17 protein-coding genes are annotated in these 20,487 nt (G+C 30.8%); 15 read left to right on the top strand and 2 right to left on the bottom strand.

Translation table 11 applies throughout. The annotated features are described in order from the left end of the window. Position 1 precedes the first annotated feature (1 nt). On the bottom strand, positions 2 to 1,012 hold the full coding sequence (locus L3X37_RS11920; protein ID WP_237240403.1) for a transporter: 1,011 nt from the start codon (positions 1,010 to 1,012) through the stop codon (positions 2 to 4). Positions 1,013 to 1,170: 158 nt separating this feature from the next. Here L3X37_RS11920 and L3X37_RS11915 point away from each other — a divergent pair, with 158 nt between their 5' ends. The 4 genes from L3X37_RS11915 to L3X37_RS11900 all read left to right on the top strand — a co-directional run bounded on the left by L3X37_RS11915 (position 1,171) and on the right by L3X37_RS11900 (position 6,816). Continuing rightward, positions 1,171 to 1,455: a DUF4834 family protein gene (locus tag L3X37_RS11915; protein ID WP_237240402.1), complete on the top strand. Its 285-nt coding sequence runs from the start codon at positions 1,171 to 1,173 to the stop codon at positions 1,453 to 1,455. Between the two features lie 75 nt (positions 1,456 to 1,530). Next, positions 1,531 to 3,996, top strand: a complete 2,466-nt coding sequence (locus tag L3X37_RS11910; protein WP_237240401.1) for a hypothetical protein — start codon at positions 1,531 to 1,533, stop codon at positions 3,994 to 3,996. Then, positions 3,989 to 5,281, top strand: a complete 1,293-nt coding sequence (locus L3X37_RS11905) for a glycosyltransferase (RefSeq protein WP_237240400.1) — start codon at positions 3,989 to 3,991, stop codon at positions 5,279 to 5,281. The genes L3X37_RS11910 and L3X37_RS11905 overlap by 8 nt, the downstream gene beginning before the upstream one ends. Positions 5,282 to 5,361: 80 nt before the next feature. Then, complete coding sequence (locus L3X37_RS11900; RefSeq protein ID WP_237240399.1) at positions 5,362 to 6,816, top strand: oligosaccharide flippase family protein; 1,455 nt, start codon at positions 5,362 to 5,364, stop codon at positions 6,814 to 6,816. A 302-nt stretch (positions 6,817 to 7,118) separates the two neighbouring features. On the opposite strand, the gene L3X37_RS11895 is transcribed toward L3X37_RS11900, so the two are convergent. Then, positions 7,119 to 8,417 carry a hypothetical protein gene (locus L3X37_RS11895; RefSeq protein WP_237240398.1) on the bottom strand — a complete coding sequence of 433 codons (1,299 nt, stop codon included), beginning with the start codon at positions 8,415 to 8,417 and terminating at the stop codon, positions 7,119 to 7,121. A gap of 274 nt (positions 8,418 to 8,691) precedes the next feature. Here L3X37_RS11895 and L3X37_RS11890 point away from each other — a divergent pair, with 274 nt between their 5' ends. The 11 genes from L3X37_RS11890 to L3X37_RS11840 all read left to right on the top strand — a co-directional run bounded on the left by L3X37_RS11890 (position 8,692) and on the right by L3X37_RS11840 (position 19,742). After that, on the top strand, positions 8,692 to 9,891 hold the full coding sequence (locus L3X37_RS11890) for a cytochrome-c peroxidase (protein WP_237240397.1): 1,200 nt from the start codon (positions 8,692 to 8,694) through the stop codon (positions 9,889 to 9,891). Between the two features lie 83 nt (positions 9,892 to 9,974). Beyond that, positions 9,975 to 10,409 carry an IS200/IS605 family transposase gene (gene tnpA, locus L3X37_RS11885; RefSeq protein ID WP_237240396.1) on the top strand — a complete coding sequence of 145 codons (435 nt, stop codon included), beginning with the start codon at positions 9,975 to 9,977 and terminating at the stop codon, positions 10,407 to 10,409. A gap of 500 nt (positions 10,410 to 10,909) precedes the next feature. Next, the gene (locus L3X37_RS11880; protein WP_237240395.1) at positions 10,910 to 11,167 is read left to right on the top strand and encodes a type II toxin-antitoxin system ParD family antitoxin; all 258 of its coding nucleotides are present in this window, start codon (positions 10,910 to 10,912) and stop codon (positions 11,165 to 11,167) included. Next, on the top strand, positions 11,154 to 11,444 hold the full coding sequence (locus L3X37_RS11875; protein ID WP_237240394.1) for a type II toxin-antitoxin system RelE/ParE family toxin: 291 nt from the start codon (positions 11,154 to 11,156) through the stop codon (positions 11,442 to 11,444). The genes L3X37_RS11880 and L3X37_RS11875 overlap by 14 nt, the downstream gene beginning before the upstream one ends. A 338-nt stretch (positions 11,445 to 11,782) precedes the next feature. Next, positions 11,783 to 12,622, top strand: a complete 840-nt coding sequence (locus L3X37_RS11870) for a helix-turn-helix domain-containing protein (RefSeq protein WP_237240393.1) — start codon at positions 11,783 to 11,785, stop codon at positions 12,620 to 12,622. Between the two features lie 109 nt (positions 12,623 to 12,731). Beyond that, positions 12,732 to 13,856, top strand: coding sequence for an acyl-CoA dehydrogenase family protein (locus L3X37_RS11865; RefSeq protein ID WP_237240392.1), 1,125 nt, complete (start codon positions 12,732 to 12,734; stop codon positions 13,854 to 13,856). Positions 13,857 to 13,866: 10 nt separating this feature from the next. Next, on the top strand, positions 13,867 to 14,592 hold the full coding sequence (locus L3X37_RS11860; RefSeq protein ID WP_237240391.1) for a DUF8737 domain-containing protein: 726 nt from the start codon (positions 13,867 to 13,869) through the stop codon (positions 14,590 to 14,592). A gap of 27 nt (positions 14,593 to 14,619) precedes the next feature. Beyond that, on the top strand, positions 14,620 to 15,237 hold the full coding sequence (locus tag L3X37_RS11855; RefSeq protein ID WP_237240390.1) for a TIGR02453 family protein: 618 nt from the start codon (positions 14,620 to 14,622) through the stop codon (positions 15,235 to 15,237). 56 nt (positions 15,238 to 15,293) lie between these two features. Further along, complete coding sequence (locus L3X37_RS11850; protein WP_237240389.1) at positions 15,294 to 17,672, top strand: efflux RND transporter permease subunit; 2,379 nt, start codon at positions 15,294 to 15,296, stop codon at positions 17,670 to 17,672. 19 nt (positions 17,673 to 17,691) lie between these two features. Continuing rightward, positions 17,692 to 18,456, top strand: coding sequence for an outer membrane lipoprotein-sorting protein (locus tag L3X37_RS11845; protein WP_237240388.1), 765 nt, complete (start codon positions 17,692 to 17,694; stop codon positions 18,454 to 18,456). Between the two features lie 98 nt (positions 18,457 to 18,554). After that, entirely contained in the window at positions 18,555 to 19,742 is a 1,188-nt protein-coding gene (locus tag L3X37_RS11840) for a hypothetical protein (RefSeq protein WP_237240387.1), read from the top strand. The last annotated feature ends 745 nt before the right edge of the window (positions 19,743 to 20,487 follow it).

Raw genomic sequence — 20,487 nt, 5'->3', positions numbered from 1 at the left:
GTTAATTATCAAAATCGGTATCTTTTCTTTTTTGTTTCTTCTTTAATTCTTTGGTGTCAATGTCCTTATTTTCTCTTTTCTTTTTTGATCTAGATCTTCTAGTGGATTCTTCTTTAGCTGTGTTGCCATTATCTATTTCTTTGTCTTTATGAAAATCTAATCTATATGACGCGCCAAAATTTACACTAAAAACCGAAGGGGTGTCTTTGGTGTTAAATGTAAGTGCTGTATCTAGCTGAAAATCTTTTCCCCATAAATAAGCGCCTCCAAATCTAAACAAATTATCGGCATAAAAATCACTTTTAATACCTTGGGTTTCACCAAATATCACCCATTTTGGATTAAAGGAGTGTGTTAAAGTTAGGATGTATTGAAAATCGGATTGATCTGTGCCAATTCTGTCTTTTATTAAATTCATTACAAAAACCCAACCACCAGCAAAATTATTTTGAGTAGCAATCATAACTTTAGGGCTAAAACCTTCAATTCCAGGTGCTGTATATGGGTTGGATTGGGTATCGTAATTTGCGCCTAAATAAACTGAGATAGCAGGAATTAGCGATTTCCATTTAAAGCGGTGATTTGCTTTCCAACTGTACAAATTTGGCTTTTCTTCCTCGGCATTTTTATAAGGGTCATAAACTAAATATTTTGCACCAACACTTACAAATTTAAAATTTGAACGAGAATCTTCAGCTGCAAAATTAGAAGTGTATGTTTTAGTATCGTTTTGGTATGTACCTTCAATATTTAATTCTAATTCTTCCCAAAGTAAACCATAACGTGCAGCAAAATCTACTCCAAAACCAGAAACTTCAAAGGCAGTGGCTGGTGTTCTTTTTTCTTTTAAGATATAAGGGCCAACTTCAAATTGAGCCACGTTTGTTCCTACTGAAAATGCACTTCTAGAAACTCCAGGGCGGTTTGAATTAATAACATCGGTATATTGACTAAAAGCTTGAGTGGTAACTAAGCTTAGCAATAAAATTAAGGTAGATTTGATTGGGTTCATAATGAAGGTTTTAGAGTATATCCATACTTTACTGTTGCGTAATACTTTTGCTAATTATATTTACAGGATGCTCAAATATAGATATTTTATACTTTTTTTATCATTTTTGAACGTTTTTTAAGTGTTTAGAATTGTATTTTTGTTTAAAATATTTTTTTATGTTACAGTATGCATCTGTTGTAGGGTTAGTGAAAACATTACTAATTATAATGCTGATATATTTTGGTGTTAAAATATTATCACGACTATTTGCGCCATTTTTAGTTAAATATGTTGCTAAAAAAGCAGAACAACGTTTTGGAGATCAATTTGGGCAATTTCAAAGAAAACCACAGCAAGAAAAGCCAAAACGAGAAGGTGAAGTTACCATTGATAAAATACCAAATACTAAAACATCTAATAATGATGTTGGTGATTATGTAGATTTTGAAGAAGTTGAATAATTTTTACTTGTTTTAGGTTAAGCATTTATCAAAAATAATAGTTAATTTCACACTCATTGTTTTTAATACATATTCATGCAATTTTCATTAAAAAAAATACTTCCACATTTACTGGTTTTAGTTGGCTTTGTAGTACTATCACTGGCATATTTTAGTCCTGTTTTAAAAGGTAAGCAAATTTTACAAAGCGATATCGTGCAATATATTGGCATGAGTAAGCAGCAAAAAGATTTTCGTGTTAAAACAGGAGAAGAAACGTATTGGACTAATAGTGCTTTTAGTGGTATGCCAACCTATCAATTAGGTGCTAAGTACCCACATAATTATATTAAAAAATTAGATTTAATGATACGGTTTTTGCCACGACCAGCAGATTATCTTTTTTTATATTTACTAAGTTTTTATGTGCTGTTATTGGTTTTAAAAGTCGATTTTAAACTCGCAGCACTTGGTGCGATTGCTTTTGGGTTTTCTACATATTTAATCATTATTCTTGGTGTTGGGCATAACAGTAAAGCGCATGCCATTGCTTATATGCCTTTGGTTTTAAGTGGTATTTTGTTAACGTTTCAACGAAAATATATTGCAGGGTTTTTGCTTACTGTCGTTGCGATGGGTTTAGAAATTGCCGCAAATCATTTCCAAATGACCTATTATTTAATGCTATTGGTTATTGTTTTAGGGGTAGTTTATTTAATTGATGCTTACAAGAAAAAAATATTGCCACATTATTTTAAATCGGTAGGTATTTTATTTGCTGCTGTTTTTCTTGCCTTAGCTTTAAATGCTACTGGAATTTTAGCTACCAAAGAATACGTAAAAGAAAGTACACGCGGTAAAAGCGAGTTAACTATTAATCCTGACGGATCTACAAAAGAAGTAACATCTGGTTTAGATAGAGATTATATTACACAGTTTAGTTACGGTATTTTAGAAACCTTTAATCTTTATATACCAAGGTTTATGGGCGGTGGAAATGGAGAGAATGTTGGTAAAGATTCCGCAATGTTTGAAGCTTACAGAAAATTAGGAGCATCTCCAAGTCAAGCTTTACAGGAATCGAAACGTGCGCCTATGTATTGGGGCGACCAGCCTATTGTAGAAGCGCCTGCTTATGTTGGGGCAGTCGTTCTGTTTTTGTTTGTATTGGCATTATTTCTAGTAAAAGGACGCTTAAAATGGTGGTTAGTTGCAGGTGTTATAATGTCTTTAGTCTTGTCTTTCGGTAAAAACTGGTTTTTTGTCACAGATCCAGCACCAGATAGTAATCCAATAACTAATTTTTTTATCGACTATGTACCGTTTTACAACAAGTTTAGAGCTGTAACTTCTATACAGGTTATTTTAGAGTTATGCATACCTGTTTTAGCAATTTTCGGACTCGTAAGGCTGTTTAATGATTTTGAAAAGAAAGAAGAAAAATTAAAAGCTTTAAAAATTACTTTAGGAATTACAGGTGGTATAGCTATTTTGTTTTTGTTATTTAAATCATCATTTGATTTTGCTGGTGTTAATGATGGGTTTTATCGTCAGAATTACGGACAAGCTTTTATTGATGCCATCAAAGCCGATAGAAAAGCTATTTTTACTCAAGATACGATTCGTTCATTAATTCTAGTATTACTTTCTGCAGGGATAATTTGGGCGTTTTTAAAAGAAAAACTAAAAGAAAAATGGGTGATTGCGATTTTTGCAGCACTTATTCTTTTTGATTTAGTTGGTGTAAATAAGCGTTATGTAAATAATGATGATTTTGTTTCTGCAATACAAGTAAATCAGCCTTTTCAAATGAATGAAGCTGATAAAGAAATATTGAAAGATACCACACACTTTAGAGTATTCGATTTGGTTTCGGGTCCATCAAAACCTTCATATTATCATAATTCCTTAAATGGTTATAATGCAGCAGAATTAAAACGTTACAGAGAGGTTTTTGATTGGTATATTGCCAAAAACAATATTAATGTGCTTAATATGTTAAATACCAAATATATTATAGCTCAGGATGAAAAAGGGGGCATGTTTACTTACACTAATGAAGATGCTAATGGAAATGCGTGGTTTGTTAAATCTTTAGAGAAAGTTGATTCAGCAAATCAAGAAATAAAACGTTTAGATTCTTTAGATAATAAAAACATAGCGGTTTATGTAAAACCAAAAGACATTGAGCAGTTTAATATACCTAAAAAGAGCTATGTTGTTGATTCTTTAGCTTCAATTAAATTAGTGGAGCATCAACCTAACTATTTGAAATACCAATCAAATAATACTAACGATGGATTTGCTGTGTTTTCTGAAGTATATTATGGTAATGGGTGGAAGACGTTTATAGATGCTGAAGAATCAACACATGTGCGTGTAAACTATATACTCCGTGGAATGGAAATACCTGCTGGTAAACATATTATCGAGTTTAAGTTTGACCCTGAGGTTGTAAAAACAGGAAGTAGTATTGCGCTAACAAGTTCAATCTTTTTTTGGTTATTGCTATTAACCGGATTATTTTACGAGTTTAAGAAAAAAAGAAAAGAAAGTGCGTAAAAAAGCACTCATCATAACCTATTATTGGCCACCTGCTGGGGGCCCTGGGGTACAACGCTGGCTGAAATTTGTTAAATATTTGCCTGAATTTAATATTGAGCCCATTGTTTACATTCCTGAAAACCCCAATTACCCTTTAATTGATGAGAGTTTAATTGATGAAGTTTCGGACGAATTAACTATTATAAAACACCCCATAAAAGAACCTTATAAATTAGCTAGTCTATTTTCAAAAAAATCATCTAAAACGATAAGTAAAGGCGTTATTTTAGAAAATAGTAAGCAGAGTTTTATTGAAAAAGTGATGCTTTACATTCGAGGTAACTTTTTTATTCCTGATGCTAGAAAAAATTGGGTAAAACCTTCCGTTATTTACCTTTCAAAATATATTTCTGAAAATAATATAGATACTGTTATAACTACAGGGCCTCCTCATAGCTTACATCTTATTGGTTTAAATTTAAAAGAAAAGCTAGGAGTGAAGTGGTTGGCAGACTTTAGAGATCCGTGGACGACTATTGGATATCATAAACAATTAAAGCTAACCAAAAAATCTCAGCAAAAACACAAAGCACTTGAAAAACAGGTTATAAATACAGCCGACCAAATTATTGTAACAAGCTTAGTAACAAAAAAGGAGTTTGAAAACCTCACAGCAAAACCTATCGAAGTCATCACAAACGGATACGATAATGAACTTGTTGAAAAAATAATATTAGATTCCAAGTTTTCAATAGCGCATATAGGGTCTTTATTATCAAAAAGAAACCCTAAAGTGTTATGGCAAGTTTTAAGTGATTTAATTAAAGCTGATAAAGATTTTGCTAAAGATTTTCAACTAAATTTAGTAGGAATTGTAAGTGAGGACGTGCTTAATTCTGTTAAAAATTATATGTTAAGTAATTATATAAATAATGTAGGTTATCTTTCACATAAAGAATCTATTAAGTATCAAAAAAAATCACAATTACTATTGTTAATTGAAATTGATTCAGAAGATACCAAATGCATTATTCCTGGTAAATTATTTGAATACATGGTTTCAAACAGACCAATTGTAGCAATAGGCCCAAAAGGTTCAGATATTGAAATAATCATCAAAGAAACGAACACAGGAAACTACTTTTATTATAACGACTACGAATCGTTAAAAACCACTATATTAACACACTATAAAGCATTTAAAAATGGCACATTGCAATCGCATGCCATTGGCTTACAAAAATATAGCAGAAAAAAATTAACACAGGCATTAGCTGAGTTAATTAAAAAACAAAAAAATTAAAGCTCCAAATTCCAATTATTTGAATTTTGATTAATATTATTTTTGGAATTTTAAAGTTGATTTATTGAAATTTAAAACAAATGGGCATTGTTGCATCACAATCATTTAAAAACATAGTATCCACTTATTTAGGGTTTTTAATTGGTGCGATAAACACATTATTCCTGTATACCGAATTTTTAAGCGACGAGTATTACGGTATGGTAGGGTATATGCTGTCTTTAGCCTATGTTATTATGCCGCTTATGGCTTTTGGTGTACATAACTCTTTAATTAAATTCTATTCATCTTTTAAAACTAGGATATCGTTAAATAGTTTTTTAACGCTAATGTTGTTTTTGCCTTTAGTAATTATTTTTCCGTTGATTGTAATTACCCATTTTAGTTACGAAATGATTGGTGAGTTTTTATCAACTAAAAATTCAATTATAAAAAACTATTTGTGGCATACTATTATTATAGCTATTGCTTTAGCCTATTTTGAAGTGTTTTTTGCATGGACCAAAGTGCAAATGCAAACGGTATTTGGTAATTTTATGAAAGAAGTGTTTCATAGAGCTTTTACTATGACTTTACTGTTTTGTCTCTATTTTAAAGTAATTGATATAGAGCAGTTTATGATTGGATTAGTAGTAGTTTATGTATTGCGAATGTTGATAATGAAGCTGTACGCTTTTAGCGTTAAATTACCTGTTATTACTTTTAAAAAGGTATCTGGCTTAAAATCTATTTTAAAATATTCTTTTTTAATCATTATTGCGGGTTCTATTGCAACCATTCTTTTAGATATTGATAAAGTAATGTTAGGGCATTATATTGACATAGAACAGATTGCCTATTATAATGTAGCTATATTTATTTCAGCAGTTATAGCAGTTCCAATGCGCTCTATGCATCAAATATTAATGCCATTATCGGCTAAATATTTAAACGAAAATAATTTTGTTGATTTAAAAGACTTATACAAACGAAGCTCTTTAAACCTATTTATAGTAAGTGGATTTATTTTCTTGCTCATTGTGTTAAATATTAACCAGTTGTATAACATTATTCCAGAGGAATTTAATGGCGGTCTTTTTGTAGTTTTTATAATTAGTGTTGCCAAGTTGTACGATGCTATTTTAGGCAGTAATAATGCTATTTTATTTAATAGCGATTATTACAGAATGGTGTTGTTTTTTGGGGTTATTCTGGTTATTGTAATGATTTTTCTAAACATGCTATTTATTCCGCTTTATGGTATTAATGGCGCTGCTTTAGCAACTTTTTTAGCCGTCTTTTTATATAATTCTATAAAACTCTTCTTTGTTTACAGAAAATTTAAAATGTTACCTTTTAGTGCCAATACATTAAAAATAGGAGCGTGTATTCTAGTTGGAGTTTTAGTTTTTTATTTCTGGGATTTTTCGTTTCATCCCATTATAAATATCATTTTAAAATCTGCATTGATTACCGTTTTATATGGTCTTGCTATCTACCTATTTAAGTTTTCAGATAATATTACAGAGTTAATTGATAAAGTGTTGAAGCGCTAGATTGTCATTCCCGTGAAAACGGAAATCTAAATACAGAATTTTGGTTTTTGACCTAAAAAAGGTCAAAATGAAACCAGTGAAATACCTCTATGGCTCTGCCTCGAGGATAGTTGGTTTCAAAAAATTCTTTATTTTGGATTTATAAAGAGATTCTGAAACTAGTTCAGAATTAATTCAACTATCAATATTTAATGCATTGTTTTACAATTTTTAAGATATTGAGTTTCACTAAAAAGAAAACCCCACGAATTTGCTTTGAGGCAAACGTATCGCGGGGCTTTCCAACTAACCAACCAAAATTGTTATGATCTTCTTCTTAAAGTCGATCTTGTATTATTGTTTCTAGAAGTACTTCTACTTTGTGTTGCTCTTGGTTTACTCTGTCTTTGTGTAGGTCTTGTAACCGTTCTTTGAATTGTTCTTGGTTTACTCGTTCTAGTTACTGAACGTTGTACAGATCTAGGTTTTTGAGCAGTTCGTGTAGCAACACGTTGTGTATTTCTAGTTTTATTATCTCTGCTATTATATATACGCGTATTAGCGTTATTTGGTTTTCTTGTAACCGAAGTGTTTTTTCTAGTTACTGTTCTAGTACTCTTAACATTAGGTCTTGTAGTTCTAGTAACGCTTTCTGTTGTTCTTTTAGTGTTATTTATACGCGTACTATTTCTAGTACTTATATTTTTACGACTTATTGCTGTTCTTCTTGCACCTTCATTAGTATTTCTAGTATTTCTATTAGCAGTAGAAGAGTTATTTCTTCTTGAAGAAGACCTTCTATCAACATCTACATTACTATTTCTAGAACTTCTGTTTATGTTAGAAGTGCTGTTACGTCTTGTAGAATTTGCTTGAGCAATATCTCGCCTAGAATTTGCACGACTGTTTATTTGCGTTTTATTTCTTGCACTTCTGTTAACCGTAGCGTAATTTCTATTTCTATAAATTTTATTTCCACGTCTTGTAGCAATTGCAGTTCTTGGTCTGTAATTATTATAAAACGGTCTGTTATAAGTATAACGGATAGGATTGTAAAATTGTCTGTAAGGTCTATTATATACTACACAGTAATCGTATGCAGGTACACTGTAAAATCTGTGCCATGGTCTGTAAATATAACCTCTGTTATAAATATTTATAAAGCCCGTAAAATGCGAGTAGTGGTTAAAACGGTTATAGTGTACATATAAACCACCAATTCTAGAGATATAACCAAAATTGTTATAATAAATATTGACATTACCAACTTGATTTACACGTCCGTAATAATCGTAAAAAATTGGCGTATTTTCTATTTGAATTATAGCTCCAAATTCATCATATTGTACGTAAGCGTTGTAATCGAAACCAGAGTTAAAGCTTAAATTCACATTTCTAGAACCAACTGATACACCAAAGCGCGAGTTACCTCTTAGTATATTAAAATCGAATTGTCCATCTCGGAATACCGAAAACTCGATACCATCTTCTACAAATATGAAAGAATTACTATAACCACCATAAAAAGTTGCCATAGTGTTTTCTGTTGTGTTTGTTGCCGTTGCATTAGCTGTAAATCCTGTAAGGATTAAACCTGCTAATAAGAATATTAATTTTTTCATAATTGTAAATTTTTAAGGGTTACGATTATGTATTTACAAACAGCGTGCCAAAAAACAGAGAATAGGGTTAAGCACTTGTAAATCAATGAAAAAAATATCTGTATTTGTAAACTCGACTTTAAAATAATTATTAAAAGCAAAATAATTTTTAAAATCTGTTTTGTTTTTTAAATCATTACATAAACATTTTGTAAAAGGCAATGAGTATTTGCGATAAATAGAAAAAAATAAGTAATTTTAGGTATTCTTTTTTATCACATATAATTACAATTAAATGCAATTAATTTTAAAAAAAACATATAAAATCGTTTTGTTAATATTAGTTTTAATTATTGTTGGTTGCCTTTCTGAAAACAAGAAAAAGAATACTGAAGCATACACCAATATAATAAAAATTGATACCCGTGTAAATGCACTGCCTTTAAACATAAAGCATCCAGTAAATAATTCGCAATCTGACGAAAAAATTAACTTAGGCAGGCTCTTGTTTTTCGATCCTATTTTATCTGGAAACAAAGATGTAGCTTGTGCTACGTGTCATCATCCAGATAACGGTTATGCAGAGTTTAGAGACCTTTCCATTGGTGCAAACGGCAAGGGTTTTGGTATTAATCGTAAATTTAATAATCCCAATAATATTCCTTTTGTAAAACGCAATGCACATACGGTTTTAAATACCGCATTTAATGGCATAACCCCTTCAAAACATTATAATCCAGAAGACGCCCCTATGTTTTGGGATTCTAGAGTTAATAGCTTAGAAGCCCAAGCTATAGAACCTATTAAAGCGTTTGAAGAAATGCGTGGAGCGCATTACACAGAAGCCGAAATTTTAACCGAAGTGGTTTTAAGACTAAAAAATATCCCTGAATATAAAGTCCTTTTTAAAACGGTATTTAATGAAGAAGAAGAACCAATAAGTATTGAAAATATTGGGAAAGCTATTGCTGCATATGAAAGGACGTTAGTTACTAACAACTCTCGTTTTGATAAATACATGCGTGGTGATACAAATAGTATGTCGCTGGGAGAAAAAGAAGGTTTTGAGTTGTTTAAAAAAGTGGGGTGTGTTAATTGTCATAACGGACCCATGTTTTCAGATTATAAAATACACACGTTGAGCGTGCCTGAAAATGATAAACTCGATAAGGTTGACGATGGTTTCGAGAAACAATTTGGGTTTCGTACACCAACGTTACGTAATTTAAGATTTACGACACCCTACATGCATAATGGCACGTTACCAAACCTTAAAATGGTATTAGAGTTTTACGAGGATTTATCATTTAATAAGTCAAGAAATATCGAAGTTGCTACAAATGCTATTGATACTTTGGCTAAAAATTTGACATTAAAAGTTAAAGATATGTCGTCTATCATTTCATTTTTAAATACTTTAAATGATGAAGGTTTTGACAAAACTATTCCTGAAAAAGTACCAAGTGGGCTGCAAGTTGGTGGTAACATTAAGTAAGCTTTTATTATCTAGTTAAAGGTTAAAACCCTGCAATTTCATTGCAGTTACTTTAGTTTTTATAAATGTTATAGATTTGTTATGTGTCAGATTACCTAAAGAATTCACATTGGATAACTAATTTGAGTTGCCATGTTGTATGGGCAACCAAATATCGATATGATGTTTTACAAGGAGATATCCAACATCGCTGTCGTGATTTGTTAATTCAGATTTGTAATTCTGAAAATGTCCATGTTCTAAAAGGTGTTGTGAGTAAGGATCATATACATATGCATATTGAGTATCCGCCATCATTAAGTATAAGTGTTTTAGTAAAGAAATTAAAAGTTCGCTCATCTCGCATTTTACAACAGGAATTCCCCAAGTTGAATAAGCAATATTGGGGTCGACACTTTTGGGCTTTGGGTTATGGGGCTTGGAGTACTGGAAAGATAACAGATGAGATGGTTCAGGAATATCTAGAGCATCACGAGGATAAGCCAAATTCAGAAAAAGGCAACTGGATATTAGAGTAGTGTTAAGAAAGAATTTCATTCTTTTGTTTAAAACTATGGATTTCAAATCCATAGTGGTTTATTGTATATTATATATCAAATGAAAACAAATGCTTCTAGGATATTTTACATAATACTACATTATAGCTATCAAATGTTTTTATAAATGAATGTTAACGTATAACATCATAATTTCGCCAACGCACCATCTGTGTTATAAATAGCTTCATCCACAGGATAAACCTATTTATAAAATGTACTATAATGTTCTGCGTTATGCAACTTTGCTTTGGTAAAAGCGAAGTTTAAACTACTTCCTTTTCTTATTTTTTTCTTCTCAAATGTTTCTTTGGATACTGTAATGGAATACGCTTTGCCCGAAGTGACGATAGGAGCGAAGTGGGAATGTGTATGGAATGGGAATAGTCGCTAAATACATGAAATTAGAACTCTATTTTTTGTAATATTCAATCAAATATGTTAAATTGCACCAATAGTATGATTATTAAAACACATATCTTATGGCAATAATTAGAAAAACAATAACATTTACGGAAAAGCAGGATAAGTGGATAAAGTCACGAATTACAATAGGAGAATTTACTAATGATAGTGAATACCTTCGTGATTTAGTAAGACGTGATCAAGCAAAGAACGCTAAATTTTCCGCCCTTAAAGCAGCTATAACTGAAGGTATGAATAGTGGTATTAGTGCTAAATCTGTTCCTGATATTATGAAGGAAGTCGAAGAACGTATGCAAGCTGATGGGCGTTTATAAAGTATCTGGAAAAGCCGAAATTGATCTTGCCAAAATGTACGAATATGGTATTGAAACATTTGGATTAAAACAAGCCCAAGCGTATTTATTAGGAATGCACACGCTTTTTCAAATATTAGCTGATAATGCCACTCTTGGACGTGATGCATCAGAATTTATGCTATCATTAAAGAGATTTTCGTATAAATCTCACACTATTTTTTATTTAGCTACAGATATTGATATTTTAATTGTTCGTGTGCTAAATCAAAGTATGGATTACGAAAAGAATTTATAGCTATATTTTTCTTTGTTTATTTACAATAAAACTCACGTTTTTAATGTTATAAAGACATTTTATATAATGTCGAATATAATATTGAAAATGAATTATAATGGTCCGCATTATGTTACTTTGCTTTGGTAAAAGCAATAGTTTCATTTGCTGATTTTTATTTTAAAAGTTTTATTATCCAAAGCTTCTTTTGATTATGTTAATGAAACACTTTTTACACGAAGCGACGATAGAAGAGAAGTGGAATGTGTGTGGAATGGAAATGATAATATTTATTAACTAAATTTGCTTTTAGTATTACATAAATTATAATATCCAGTATGTACGATTTTTATTCAATAATGAAAAGTGAAGTTGTCTTCAATAAATTTGAAGTCGACAATGTCCTTTTCGTAGAATACAAGTGTCCATTAAAACAAGATGTGGTTGAAATTTGGTCAAAGTATGACTATGTTGTATACATTTTAAGTGGAGAAAAAACTTGGCGCACCAGAGAAAAATCTTGGGTAGCCAAAAAAGGTGAAGCATTATATATTAAAAAAGGTGCTACAATTATCGAACAGAAGTTTGATGATGATTTTTGTATGCTTGGCTTTTTTATTTCAGATGATTTAATTAGACATACTTTAGATGATGTAATAAAAGCTACACCTATAAAAAATATTGACGAAGCAGATTTATTTGTTATCAATAAAATTCAGATAAATAATCAATTAGAAACATTCTTTCAATCTGCATTGGGATATTTTCATGATAAAAATATGCCATTAGAAGGGATATTAGAATTAAAAGTAAAAGAACTTATTTTAAATATAATTAATAGTAAGCAAAATTTAGAGATTGCTTCTCATTTAAAAAATATTGCGTTAAACGAACTTCCTTCATTACCTAATATAATGGAAGCTAATTTTTGCTATAATTTAAAACTCGACGAGTTTGCAACTTTATGTAATAGAAGCAAGTCAAGTTTTAAAAGAGACTTCAAAAACCATTATAACTGCAGCCCTGGTAAATGGATACTTGATAGAAGGTTGTCAAGAGCCGCAAAATTATTAAAATCGGATTTTGAGTCAATCTCGCAAGTTGCTTATGATTGTGGTTTTGAAAGTACTGCTCATTTTAGTAGAACATTCAAAATCAAGTATAATATCACCCCATCTTCATTTAAAAATGCTAAATAATCACTACAAAAATAGCATTGGGCTTTTCAGTCAAGTGATTGAGCCTTTAAGGATAATCTAAACTCTCTTTGTCACGTTCCTTTGCATTGAATCATAAAATAAATGAATCATGCTTAAGAATAAAACAGATATAGAATGGATATCATTAACAGAAAAGATATCCCAAGGATTTGCTGAAAAAGCAAAACAACATGATGAAAGTGGCACATTTGTACACGAAAATTATAATGTTTTAAAAGAACATAAATTTTTCTCTGCCATGATACCTAAAGAGTTAGGCGGTGAAGGGTTATCTCATACAGCTATGTGTGAATGTGTCAAAATTGTAGGTGAATCTTGTGGTTCTACCGCTTTGGCTTTATCCATGCATCAGCATTTAATTGCAGCAAGTGTTTGGAAGTATTTTAAAGATGGCTCAAACGAAACATTATTGCGAAATGTTTCAAATCATGAATTGATACTCATTAGTACAGGAGCAAGAGATTGGTTAGGCTCTAATGGAGAACTCAAAAAAACCAATGGAGGCTACCTATTCTCTGCAAAAAAACACTTTGCAAGCCAATCTGCTATTGGAGATATGGTTATTACAAGTAGTATTTATGAAGATACAAATAACCAAAAAAGTGTTTTGCATTTTGGAGTGCCAACTAATTCAGTAGGAGTTAGTTTATTAGACGATTGGCACGTTATGGGGATGAGGTCTACTGGGTCTCAAACGCTTGTTTTTGATAATGTGTTTATTCCTAATTCAGCCATTTCTTTAGAGAGACCACAAGGTGAATTTCATGGTGTTTGGAATGTAGTAATTCCTGTTGCAATGCCATTGATTATGGCGGCCTATGTTGGTATTGCCAAAGGTGCTTATAGTGAGGCAATAAAAATTGGTAAAAAATACCAAAGAAATCATAAGCATCTTAAGTACATAGTAGGTAAAATGTACAACTCTTATATACTGGCATTAACCCAATGGCATAGTATGGTACTTACTGCTAACAACTTAAGATTTGACCCAGATAATCAAAAGACTATAGACATTTTAAGTTTAAAAACAAACGTCAGCGATGCTTGTATAGATACTGTTAATCAATGCATGGACGCAGTTGGTGGACAAAGTTTTTATAAGAGTCATTCAATAGAAAGAATGTTTAGAGACGTTCAAGCTGGTAATTTTCACCCATTACCAAAATGGGACCAGTACGCCTTTACAGGAGAAATCATATTAAATAACAATTAATAAATAAATTATGGAAACTATTAAAATCATTCAAATTGTATCTGTGCTAATAAGTTTGATAGCACCAACATTCTTCTATGTTAATATTAGAGAGGGAATTAAAAACTCAAACTTTGAAACAAAACTAAAATTAAAATTTAATAGACTATTATTCATTGGAGTATCGTTTTGGGTATTGGCGGTGTTTCTTTTAACACTAAATAACTTTTTCTCATATAATGAAGGAGAAAGCTTTCCTAAATTCTTATTAGGGTTGTTAGTTCCAGTAAGCGCTGTTCTAATTCTATTTAGCAACAAAAATCTTAGAACAATACTTAACAATATTTCCTTTAGATATTTGGCATTAGGTCAAACTTGGAGAGTATTAGGAGCTATTTTCTTTTTAGTTGCCATATCAGGTATTGGTCCAAAAGAATTTATTGGTTCAGGAATAGGTGATATTACAACAGGAGCAATAGCCATTCTTACAGTTTGGTCTTTAAGTAAAGGATATGGTTGGTCAAAAATATCAATGTTTGGATTAGTAGCTTTTGGAGTAGTTGACTTACTCATAGTTCTTTTTATTCTTCTTACCAAATATCCAATCTGGAGTAGTGCTATTCCTTCTACAGCTTCTGCTGGGTCTTTTCCTATGATGCTTATTATAGGCATTGCCGCACCAATGGCTCTTTTATTACATGTTTTTATGTTAAGAAAGTTGATTCTTGAAAAGAAGCCCAAATTAATTTCAAATTAACCTTAAACATAATAAAAACTATATAACATGAATGGTACAAAAAAATATTTCACGCAAGATTTTATCAAATTCTTTAAAGAGCTTGAAAGTAATAATAATAAAGAATGGTTTAATAAAAATAAACCCAATTATGAAGAATTTGTAGACGAACCATTTAACCTATTTGTAAAAAGGTTATTAGAAATCTTATGCAAACTTGATGGAACAATAAGGATTAATGCAAGTGAAGCGATTTTTAGATTAAATAGAGACTTGCGTTTTTCAAAAGATAAGTCGCCATATAAGGTTTTTAAATCTGCTTTAATTAGCTCAAAAGGAAGAAGACATAAAGCAGAACCAGGCTTCTATTTAGAAATTGGTGCAACTGATATAAAAATTTCAGGTGGTTGTTTTAAGCTAACACCAAAACAAATGAAGCATATAGGCAATAATATGCACTTGGTAAACCCAATAATAAGCAAACAGACATTTGTTAGCTATTGTGGTGAATTAAGAAAAACAAAAAGCAGTTTAACATTTGAAACATTATTGTCATCAGAATTAGTGTCAAGTGATGAGTTAGATATTTTGATTCTAACACATTGGCAAATAATGCTACCAGTGGTAAATATTTTTAAAGAAATATTAAAACAAGAGAAACAGTAAAATAGTTTCATCAGTGAAGCAATAATAATTAATCAGATTATTAAAAATTAAATAAGATGAATGCAATAAAAAAAATAAAAAACTCGACAAACAAATTTGCAAGTAATTGGGCAAAAATTGTGATAAAAAATAAATGGCCTGTATTGATGTTTTCATTCTTATTGGTAATTGGTCTTGGTTCTCAAGGTGAATTAGAGTTTGATGGAGATTACCATGTGTTCTTTAGTGAATCAAATCCAGAATTGGAGGCTTTTGATGCATTACAAGAAAAATACACAAAAGATGATAATGTAATTATGGTATTATCACCATCTAACAAAGATGTTTTTACAAAATTAAACTTAACAGCAATAGAGGATTTAACGGCTCAATCATGGAATACACCATATTCTTCGAGGGTTGATGCAATTACAAATTTTCAGCATACAAGTGCTCATGGTGATGATTTATATGTTGACGATTTATCCTATAATTCATTAAATAAAAGCGAAGCAGAGATTAATAAAATTAAAGAAATAGCTTTAAAAGAGCCAATGTTGGTAAATAGGATTGTTAATGAAGAAGGTAGCGTCACTGCTATTAATATTACTGTTAGATTACCAGGAGAGGATAGTGCAAAAGAGGTTCCTGAAGTAACTAAATATGTTAGAGATATGGTGTCTAACTTTAAGAGTAAATATCCACATTTCGATGTACACATTTCTGGAATGGTTCCTCTAAACACTGCATTTTTTGAGGCTTCAATGAAAGATATGGGATTAACAGGTATAATGATATTAATTGTCATTATTACAACATTTTTACTTACAAGGAGCATTCAAAGCACATTAACAACCCTTGTTGTTGTTATGTTTTCTATTATTAGTACGTTAGGGTTTGTGGGGCTTACAGGAATTAAATTGACACCACCATCCTCTGTTTTTCCTACTATGGTATTAACATTAGCAGTAGCAGATAGTATACATATTATCATAACAATGCTACAAAAAATGCGTAAAGATGGCTTAAACAAAAATGAGGCTTTAATAGAGTCTATGCGCCTAAATTTTATGCCAGTTTTTATAACAAGCCTCACAACGGTTATTGGCTTTTTAACAATGAATTTTGGAGATGTTCCACCATTCTGGGATTTAGGAAATATTACAGCTTTTGGGATGGCTATGGCATTTCTTTTTTCAACTACTACTTTACCAGCATTAATGGCAATTCTTCCAATAAAGGTTAAGTCTAAAATTAAAGAAAATGAGCCAGTATATTATTTTAATTGGTATTCAGAATTGGCACGTTTTGTAATAAAGCAACCTATAAAATTGTCAATTATTTCATTTTTGGCAATTGGTTTTTTAACATACTTGGCAAGTAAAAACACATTTAATGATGAGTTTATTAATTATTTCGATGAGAGTGTTGAATTTAGAACAGATACAGATTATATAAGCGAGAACTTAACAGGAGTATATAATGTAGAGTACTCAATTGGAAGTGGAGAAAGTGGAGGTATTAACAACCCAAATTATCTCAATAAACTTAATGAATTTGAAAACTGGTTAAAACAGCAACCGGAAGTAGTTCATGTAAACGCTTTTAGTGAAGTAGCAAGGCGTATTAATAAATCTATGAATGGAGATGATGAGCGTTTTTATAAAATTCCAAGCACTCGTGAAGAAGCTGCACAGTACTTATTACTTTATGAACTGTCATTACCCTTTGGTTTAGACTTAAACAATCAAATTAATGTAGATAAATCTGAAACAAGAGTAACAGTTACAGTGAAAAACCTTGATAGTCCTCAAATGATTGAATTTTCAAAAAGGGGAGAACAATGGTTAAGAGATAACACACCTACAGAAATGCACGCCATTGGTGTAAGTCCAATGTTAATGTTTTCTAAACTTGGTTTTAGACAAGCAGATAGTATGCTTAAAGGAAACATTATTGCGCTCATATTAATATCTCTTGTTCTTATGATTGCTTTACGCAACTTTAAATTAGGAATGTTGAGTATAATTCCTAATGTAGCACCTGTGCTTATTGGTTTTGGTATTTGGGCATTATATAAAGCGCAAATTAATACAGGAATGGTTATAGTGTTTGGTATGACCTTGGGAATTATAGTCGATGATACAGTTCATTTCATGAGTAAATTCTTAAGGGCTAAAAGAGAGTATGGTTATAATGCTAATCAAGCTGTAGAGTATGCATTTGAAACTGTTGGACAAGCATTAATAACAACAACAGTAGTTCTCTTGGCTGGTTTTGCAGTGTTGTCAACATCTTCATTTGCACTTAACAGTTATATGGCAAGAATAACAGTGGTAATTATTATATCAGCATTAATTATCGATTTTATTCTATTACCATCATTACTAATATTAACAAATAAAGAAAAAAAGAAAGTCAAAAAGAAGTACACATCTTTCTTTTTTTTCAGATAAACTTTAAAAATTCAAAACAATGAAAAATTTAATTATTACAATGGTTACCTCAATTGCGATTACTGCAATGGGTATAGCTCAAGAAAACAAAGGATTAGAAATTGCTAAAGCTGCAGTTCAAGCAGATTTAGGTTTTAATAGTTCAATGGTGAACCTTAAAATGCTATTAACAAATAGTAATGGACAAATTAGTGAACGTGCATTAACAATAAAGACCCTTGAATTGCACGAAGACGGTGATAAATCACTTATAGTATTTGAAAGCCCAAGAGATGTTAAAGGAACATCAACGCTAACTTATACCCACAAAATTGGCTCTGATGACCAATGGTTGTATCTGCCATCTATAAAACGTGTTAAAAGAATTTCTTCAAACAACAAATCTGGCCCTTTTGTGGGTAGCGAATTTGCGTATGAAGACTTATCCTCTCAAGAAATAGAAAAGTATAATTATAAGTTCTTGGAAGAAAAAGAGAATCTATTAATTGTAGAACAAGACCCTGTTGACCCAAAATCTGGTTACACAAGAAGGATTGTTACTTACAATAAAGATAAAGGGTATAGAATTGAAAAAATAGAGTTTTTTGACAGGAAAAACATGCTGTTGAAAACTCTCAATTACACTTTTTATAAACTGTATAAAGATAAATTTTGGAGAGCCAATACTTTAAAAATGGTAAATCACCAAAGTAAAAAAGAAACTTTATTGGACTTCTTCGATTATAATTTTGATGCAAATCTAAACGAAGAAGATTTTACTCAAAATGCCTTAAAAAGAAATTGATTGGTAGTATTAGCTGGTTTAGTTAGTTGTTTGTTGATTTGATAGAGGCCGGAGACAGAGTTTTGGTTTCCGGTATTCTATCCGCAAATTCAAAAGTCATGAAAATTAATTATTTATTCATATTCACATTATTTGCTCACGCAGTAAGTGCTCAAAATGCAAGTGTCAATCACGATTTTGAGTTAGACCTTGAAGCAGAATACAGATCCTTTTATAACTCACCTTCTTTTGACGGTCAAAAAAGTAATTTTCCATCAATGGCATTTAGACCAAAATATACTTTAGACTGGAATAAAGGGTATGAAAGTATAAATACAGAAACTTTTTTTAGATTAGATATAGATAATGAGCGTACTCATTGGGATATTAGAGAATTATACTACCAAACAGTTAAAAACAATTGGGAATTAAGCGTTGGTTTTAAAAAAATATTTTGGGGCGTTACAGAAAGCAACCATTTAGTTGACATCATAAACCAAACAGATGTAGTAGAAAGCTTTGATGGTGAACAAAAGTTAGGACAGCCAATGGTGCAGTATTCATTAAATACAAGCTTTGGCACATTAGATTTTTTTTATTTACCCTTTCATCGCAAAAGAAATTATCCAGGCGAAAAAGGACGCTTTAGGTTTTCAACTGTAATCCATTCAGATGATATTAAATATGAATCTTCATCAAAAGAATGGCATCAAGATTTCGCTATAAGATATGCTCATAGCTTTTCAATAATTGACATTGGGTTATCACATTTTTATGGTACTGGGAGAGAGCCTTTATTTCAATTTACTAATCAAGGAGGTATTGATGCTTTTTATCCAGTGATTAACCAAACAGGTTTAGATTTACAGCTTACTCATAATGCTTTTTTATGGAAGATGGAGAGCATATATAGACAAAGTGATTTTCAAGATTTTTTTGCATTGACTGCTGGTGTTGAGTATACCATAAGTAATATTAAAAACTCTGGAATGGATGTTGGGCTTATTGGGGAATACCTCTATGATGAAAGGGATGATTTGGCATTAAGTGCTATGCAAAATGATATTTTCATTGGAACCAGAATAGCATTTAACGATATACAAGATACTTCTATTTTGGCTGGTATGATATCCGATATTGAAAATAGTAGTAAAATATTAAGTATTGAAGCATCAAGAAGGTTTGGAAGTAGTTATAAGTTAGAAATAGTTGGTAGGTTTTTTCAAAATATAGATAGTCAAGAACTAATACTTTCTAACTTTAAAAATGACAGTTTTTTAAAAATAAACTTCATTAAATACTTTTAAGCATAAGGTTTTTTATATATGCTTTCCTTTAATCTGACCTCATAAAACTTTGGCTAAAACAATAGGAGAGTGGAGTGACCATATTATAGGTTATACAAATGCAATTATCCTGTGGATGATTGGATTTGTATATAACACTTAACTAAAAGTTTGCTTCGAATTGTATTTAGCTAAAAATGTCCACTGGACATTCTCTAAACGCTAAATAGTCTAAAATATAGCGCAACGAACCGTTAATTGTTTCCAAAGTTTTATGCAGTCTTGATTATTTTGTTTCTTTTTTTATCAAAAAAAAAAAGATAAATGAAACCTAAAAAAGTTCTACAGTTTAATTTCTATTTTACATAATATTAGAAGCTCTAATTAAAAGAATGCTCTAATAATGAGCCCAAACCTAGACTCATCTTGAAAATATCGATTCACAACTTCATACTTATCTTTATTTAGACTTAATCTAATGTTGTTTAGCGTATTAGGTAGTTTTTAAAAAAGCAGTCACTGCTTGGTCATCTTTTTTGTAATGAGACTTTCTTGGACTTAACCCATTTTAGACTTATACTTCAAAGTCATTCAATGGTAAACAATTCTATAGTAAATTAATTTGTAAAATTTTGGTTTGAGTTTTCAGGTTCTTTCAGAGTAATGTTTTTTCTACTGGTTCGTCACTGACGAAAAAATTTTTGATGGATTATGCGATTTGTTGTAATCTAATTCAGATTTATTTCTATTCATACTTCAACACTTA

Source organism: Wocania arenilitoris, assembly GCF_021728535.1.
In the GTDB taxonomy this organism is placed as follows: domain Bacteria; phylum Bacteroidota; class Bacteroidia; order Flavobacteriales; family Flavobacteriaceae; genus Wocania_A; species Wocania_A arenilitoris.
This window is presented reverse-complemented; position numbering and strand designations above follow the sequence as displayed.

Excerpts from the sequence above, each read along its gene's own strand:
- L3X37_RS11920 (WP_237240403.1), bottom strand. The coding sequence starts at position 1,012 with ATGAACCCAATCAAATCTACCTTAATTTTATTGCTAAGCTTAGTTACC.
- L3X37_RS11860 (WP_237240391.1), top strand. The coding sequence starts at position 13,867 with ATGGAAACTATTAAAATCATTCAAATTGTATCTGTGCTAATAAGTTTG.
- L3X37_RS11890 (WP_237240397.1), top strand. The coding sequence starts at position 8,692 with ATGCAATTAATTTTAAAAAAAACATATAAAATCGTTTTGTTAATATTA.
- L3X37_RS11865 (WP_237240392.1), top strand. The coding sequence starts at position 12,732 with ATGCTTAAGAATAAAACAGATATAGAATGGATATCATTAACAGAAAAG.
- L3X37_RS11845 (WP_237240388.1), top strand. The coding sequence starts at position 17,692 with ATGAAAAATTTAATTATTACAATGGTTACCTCAATTGCGATTACTGCA.
- L3X37_RS11875 (WP_237240394.1), top strand. The coding sequence starts at position 11,154 with ATGGGCGTTTATAAAGTATCTGGAAAAGCCGAAATTGATCTTGCCAAA.
- L3X37_RS11910 (WP_237240401.1), top strand. The coding sequence starts at position 1,531 with ATGCAATTTTCATTAAAAAAAATACTTCCACATTTACTGGTTTTAGTT.
- L3X37_RS11855 (WP_237240390.1), top strand. The coding sequence starts at position 14,620 with ATGAATGGTACAAAAAAATATTTCACGCAAGATTTTATCAAATTCTTT.
- L3X37_RS11840 (WP_237240387.1), top strand. The coding sequence starts at position 18,555 with ATGAAAATTAATTATTTATTCATATTCACATTATTTGCTCACGCAGTA.
- L3X37_RS11850 (WP_237240389.1), top strand. The coding sequence starts at position 15,294 with ATGAATGCAATAAAAAAAATAAAAAACTCGACAAACAAATTTGCAAGT.
- L3X37_RS11895 (WP_237240398.1), bottom strand. The coding sequence starts at position 8,417 with ATGAAAAAATTAATATTCTTATTAGCAGGTTTAATCCTTACAGGATTT.
- L3X37_RS11900 (WP_237240399.1), top strand. The coding sequence starts at position 5,362 with ATGGGCATTGTTGCATCACAATCATTTAAAAACATAGTATCCACTTAT.
- L3X37_RS11880 (WP_237240395.1), top strand. The coding sequence starts at position 10,910 with ATGGCAATAATTAGAAAAACAATAACATTTACGGAAAAGCAGGATAAG.
- L3X37_RS11915 (WP_237240402.1), top strand. The coding sequence starts at position 1,171 with ATGTTACAGTATGCATCTGTTGTAGGGTTAGTGAAAACATTACTAATT.
- L3X37_RS11870 (WP_237240393.1), top strand. The coding sequence starts at position 11,783 with ATGAAAAGTGAAGTTGTCTTCAATAAATTTGAAGTCGACAATGTCCTT.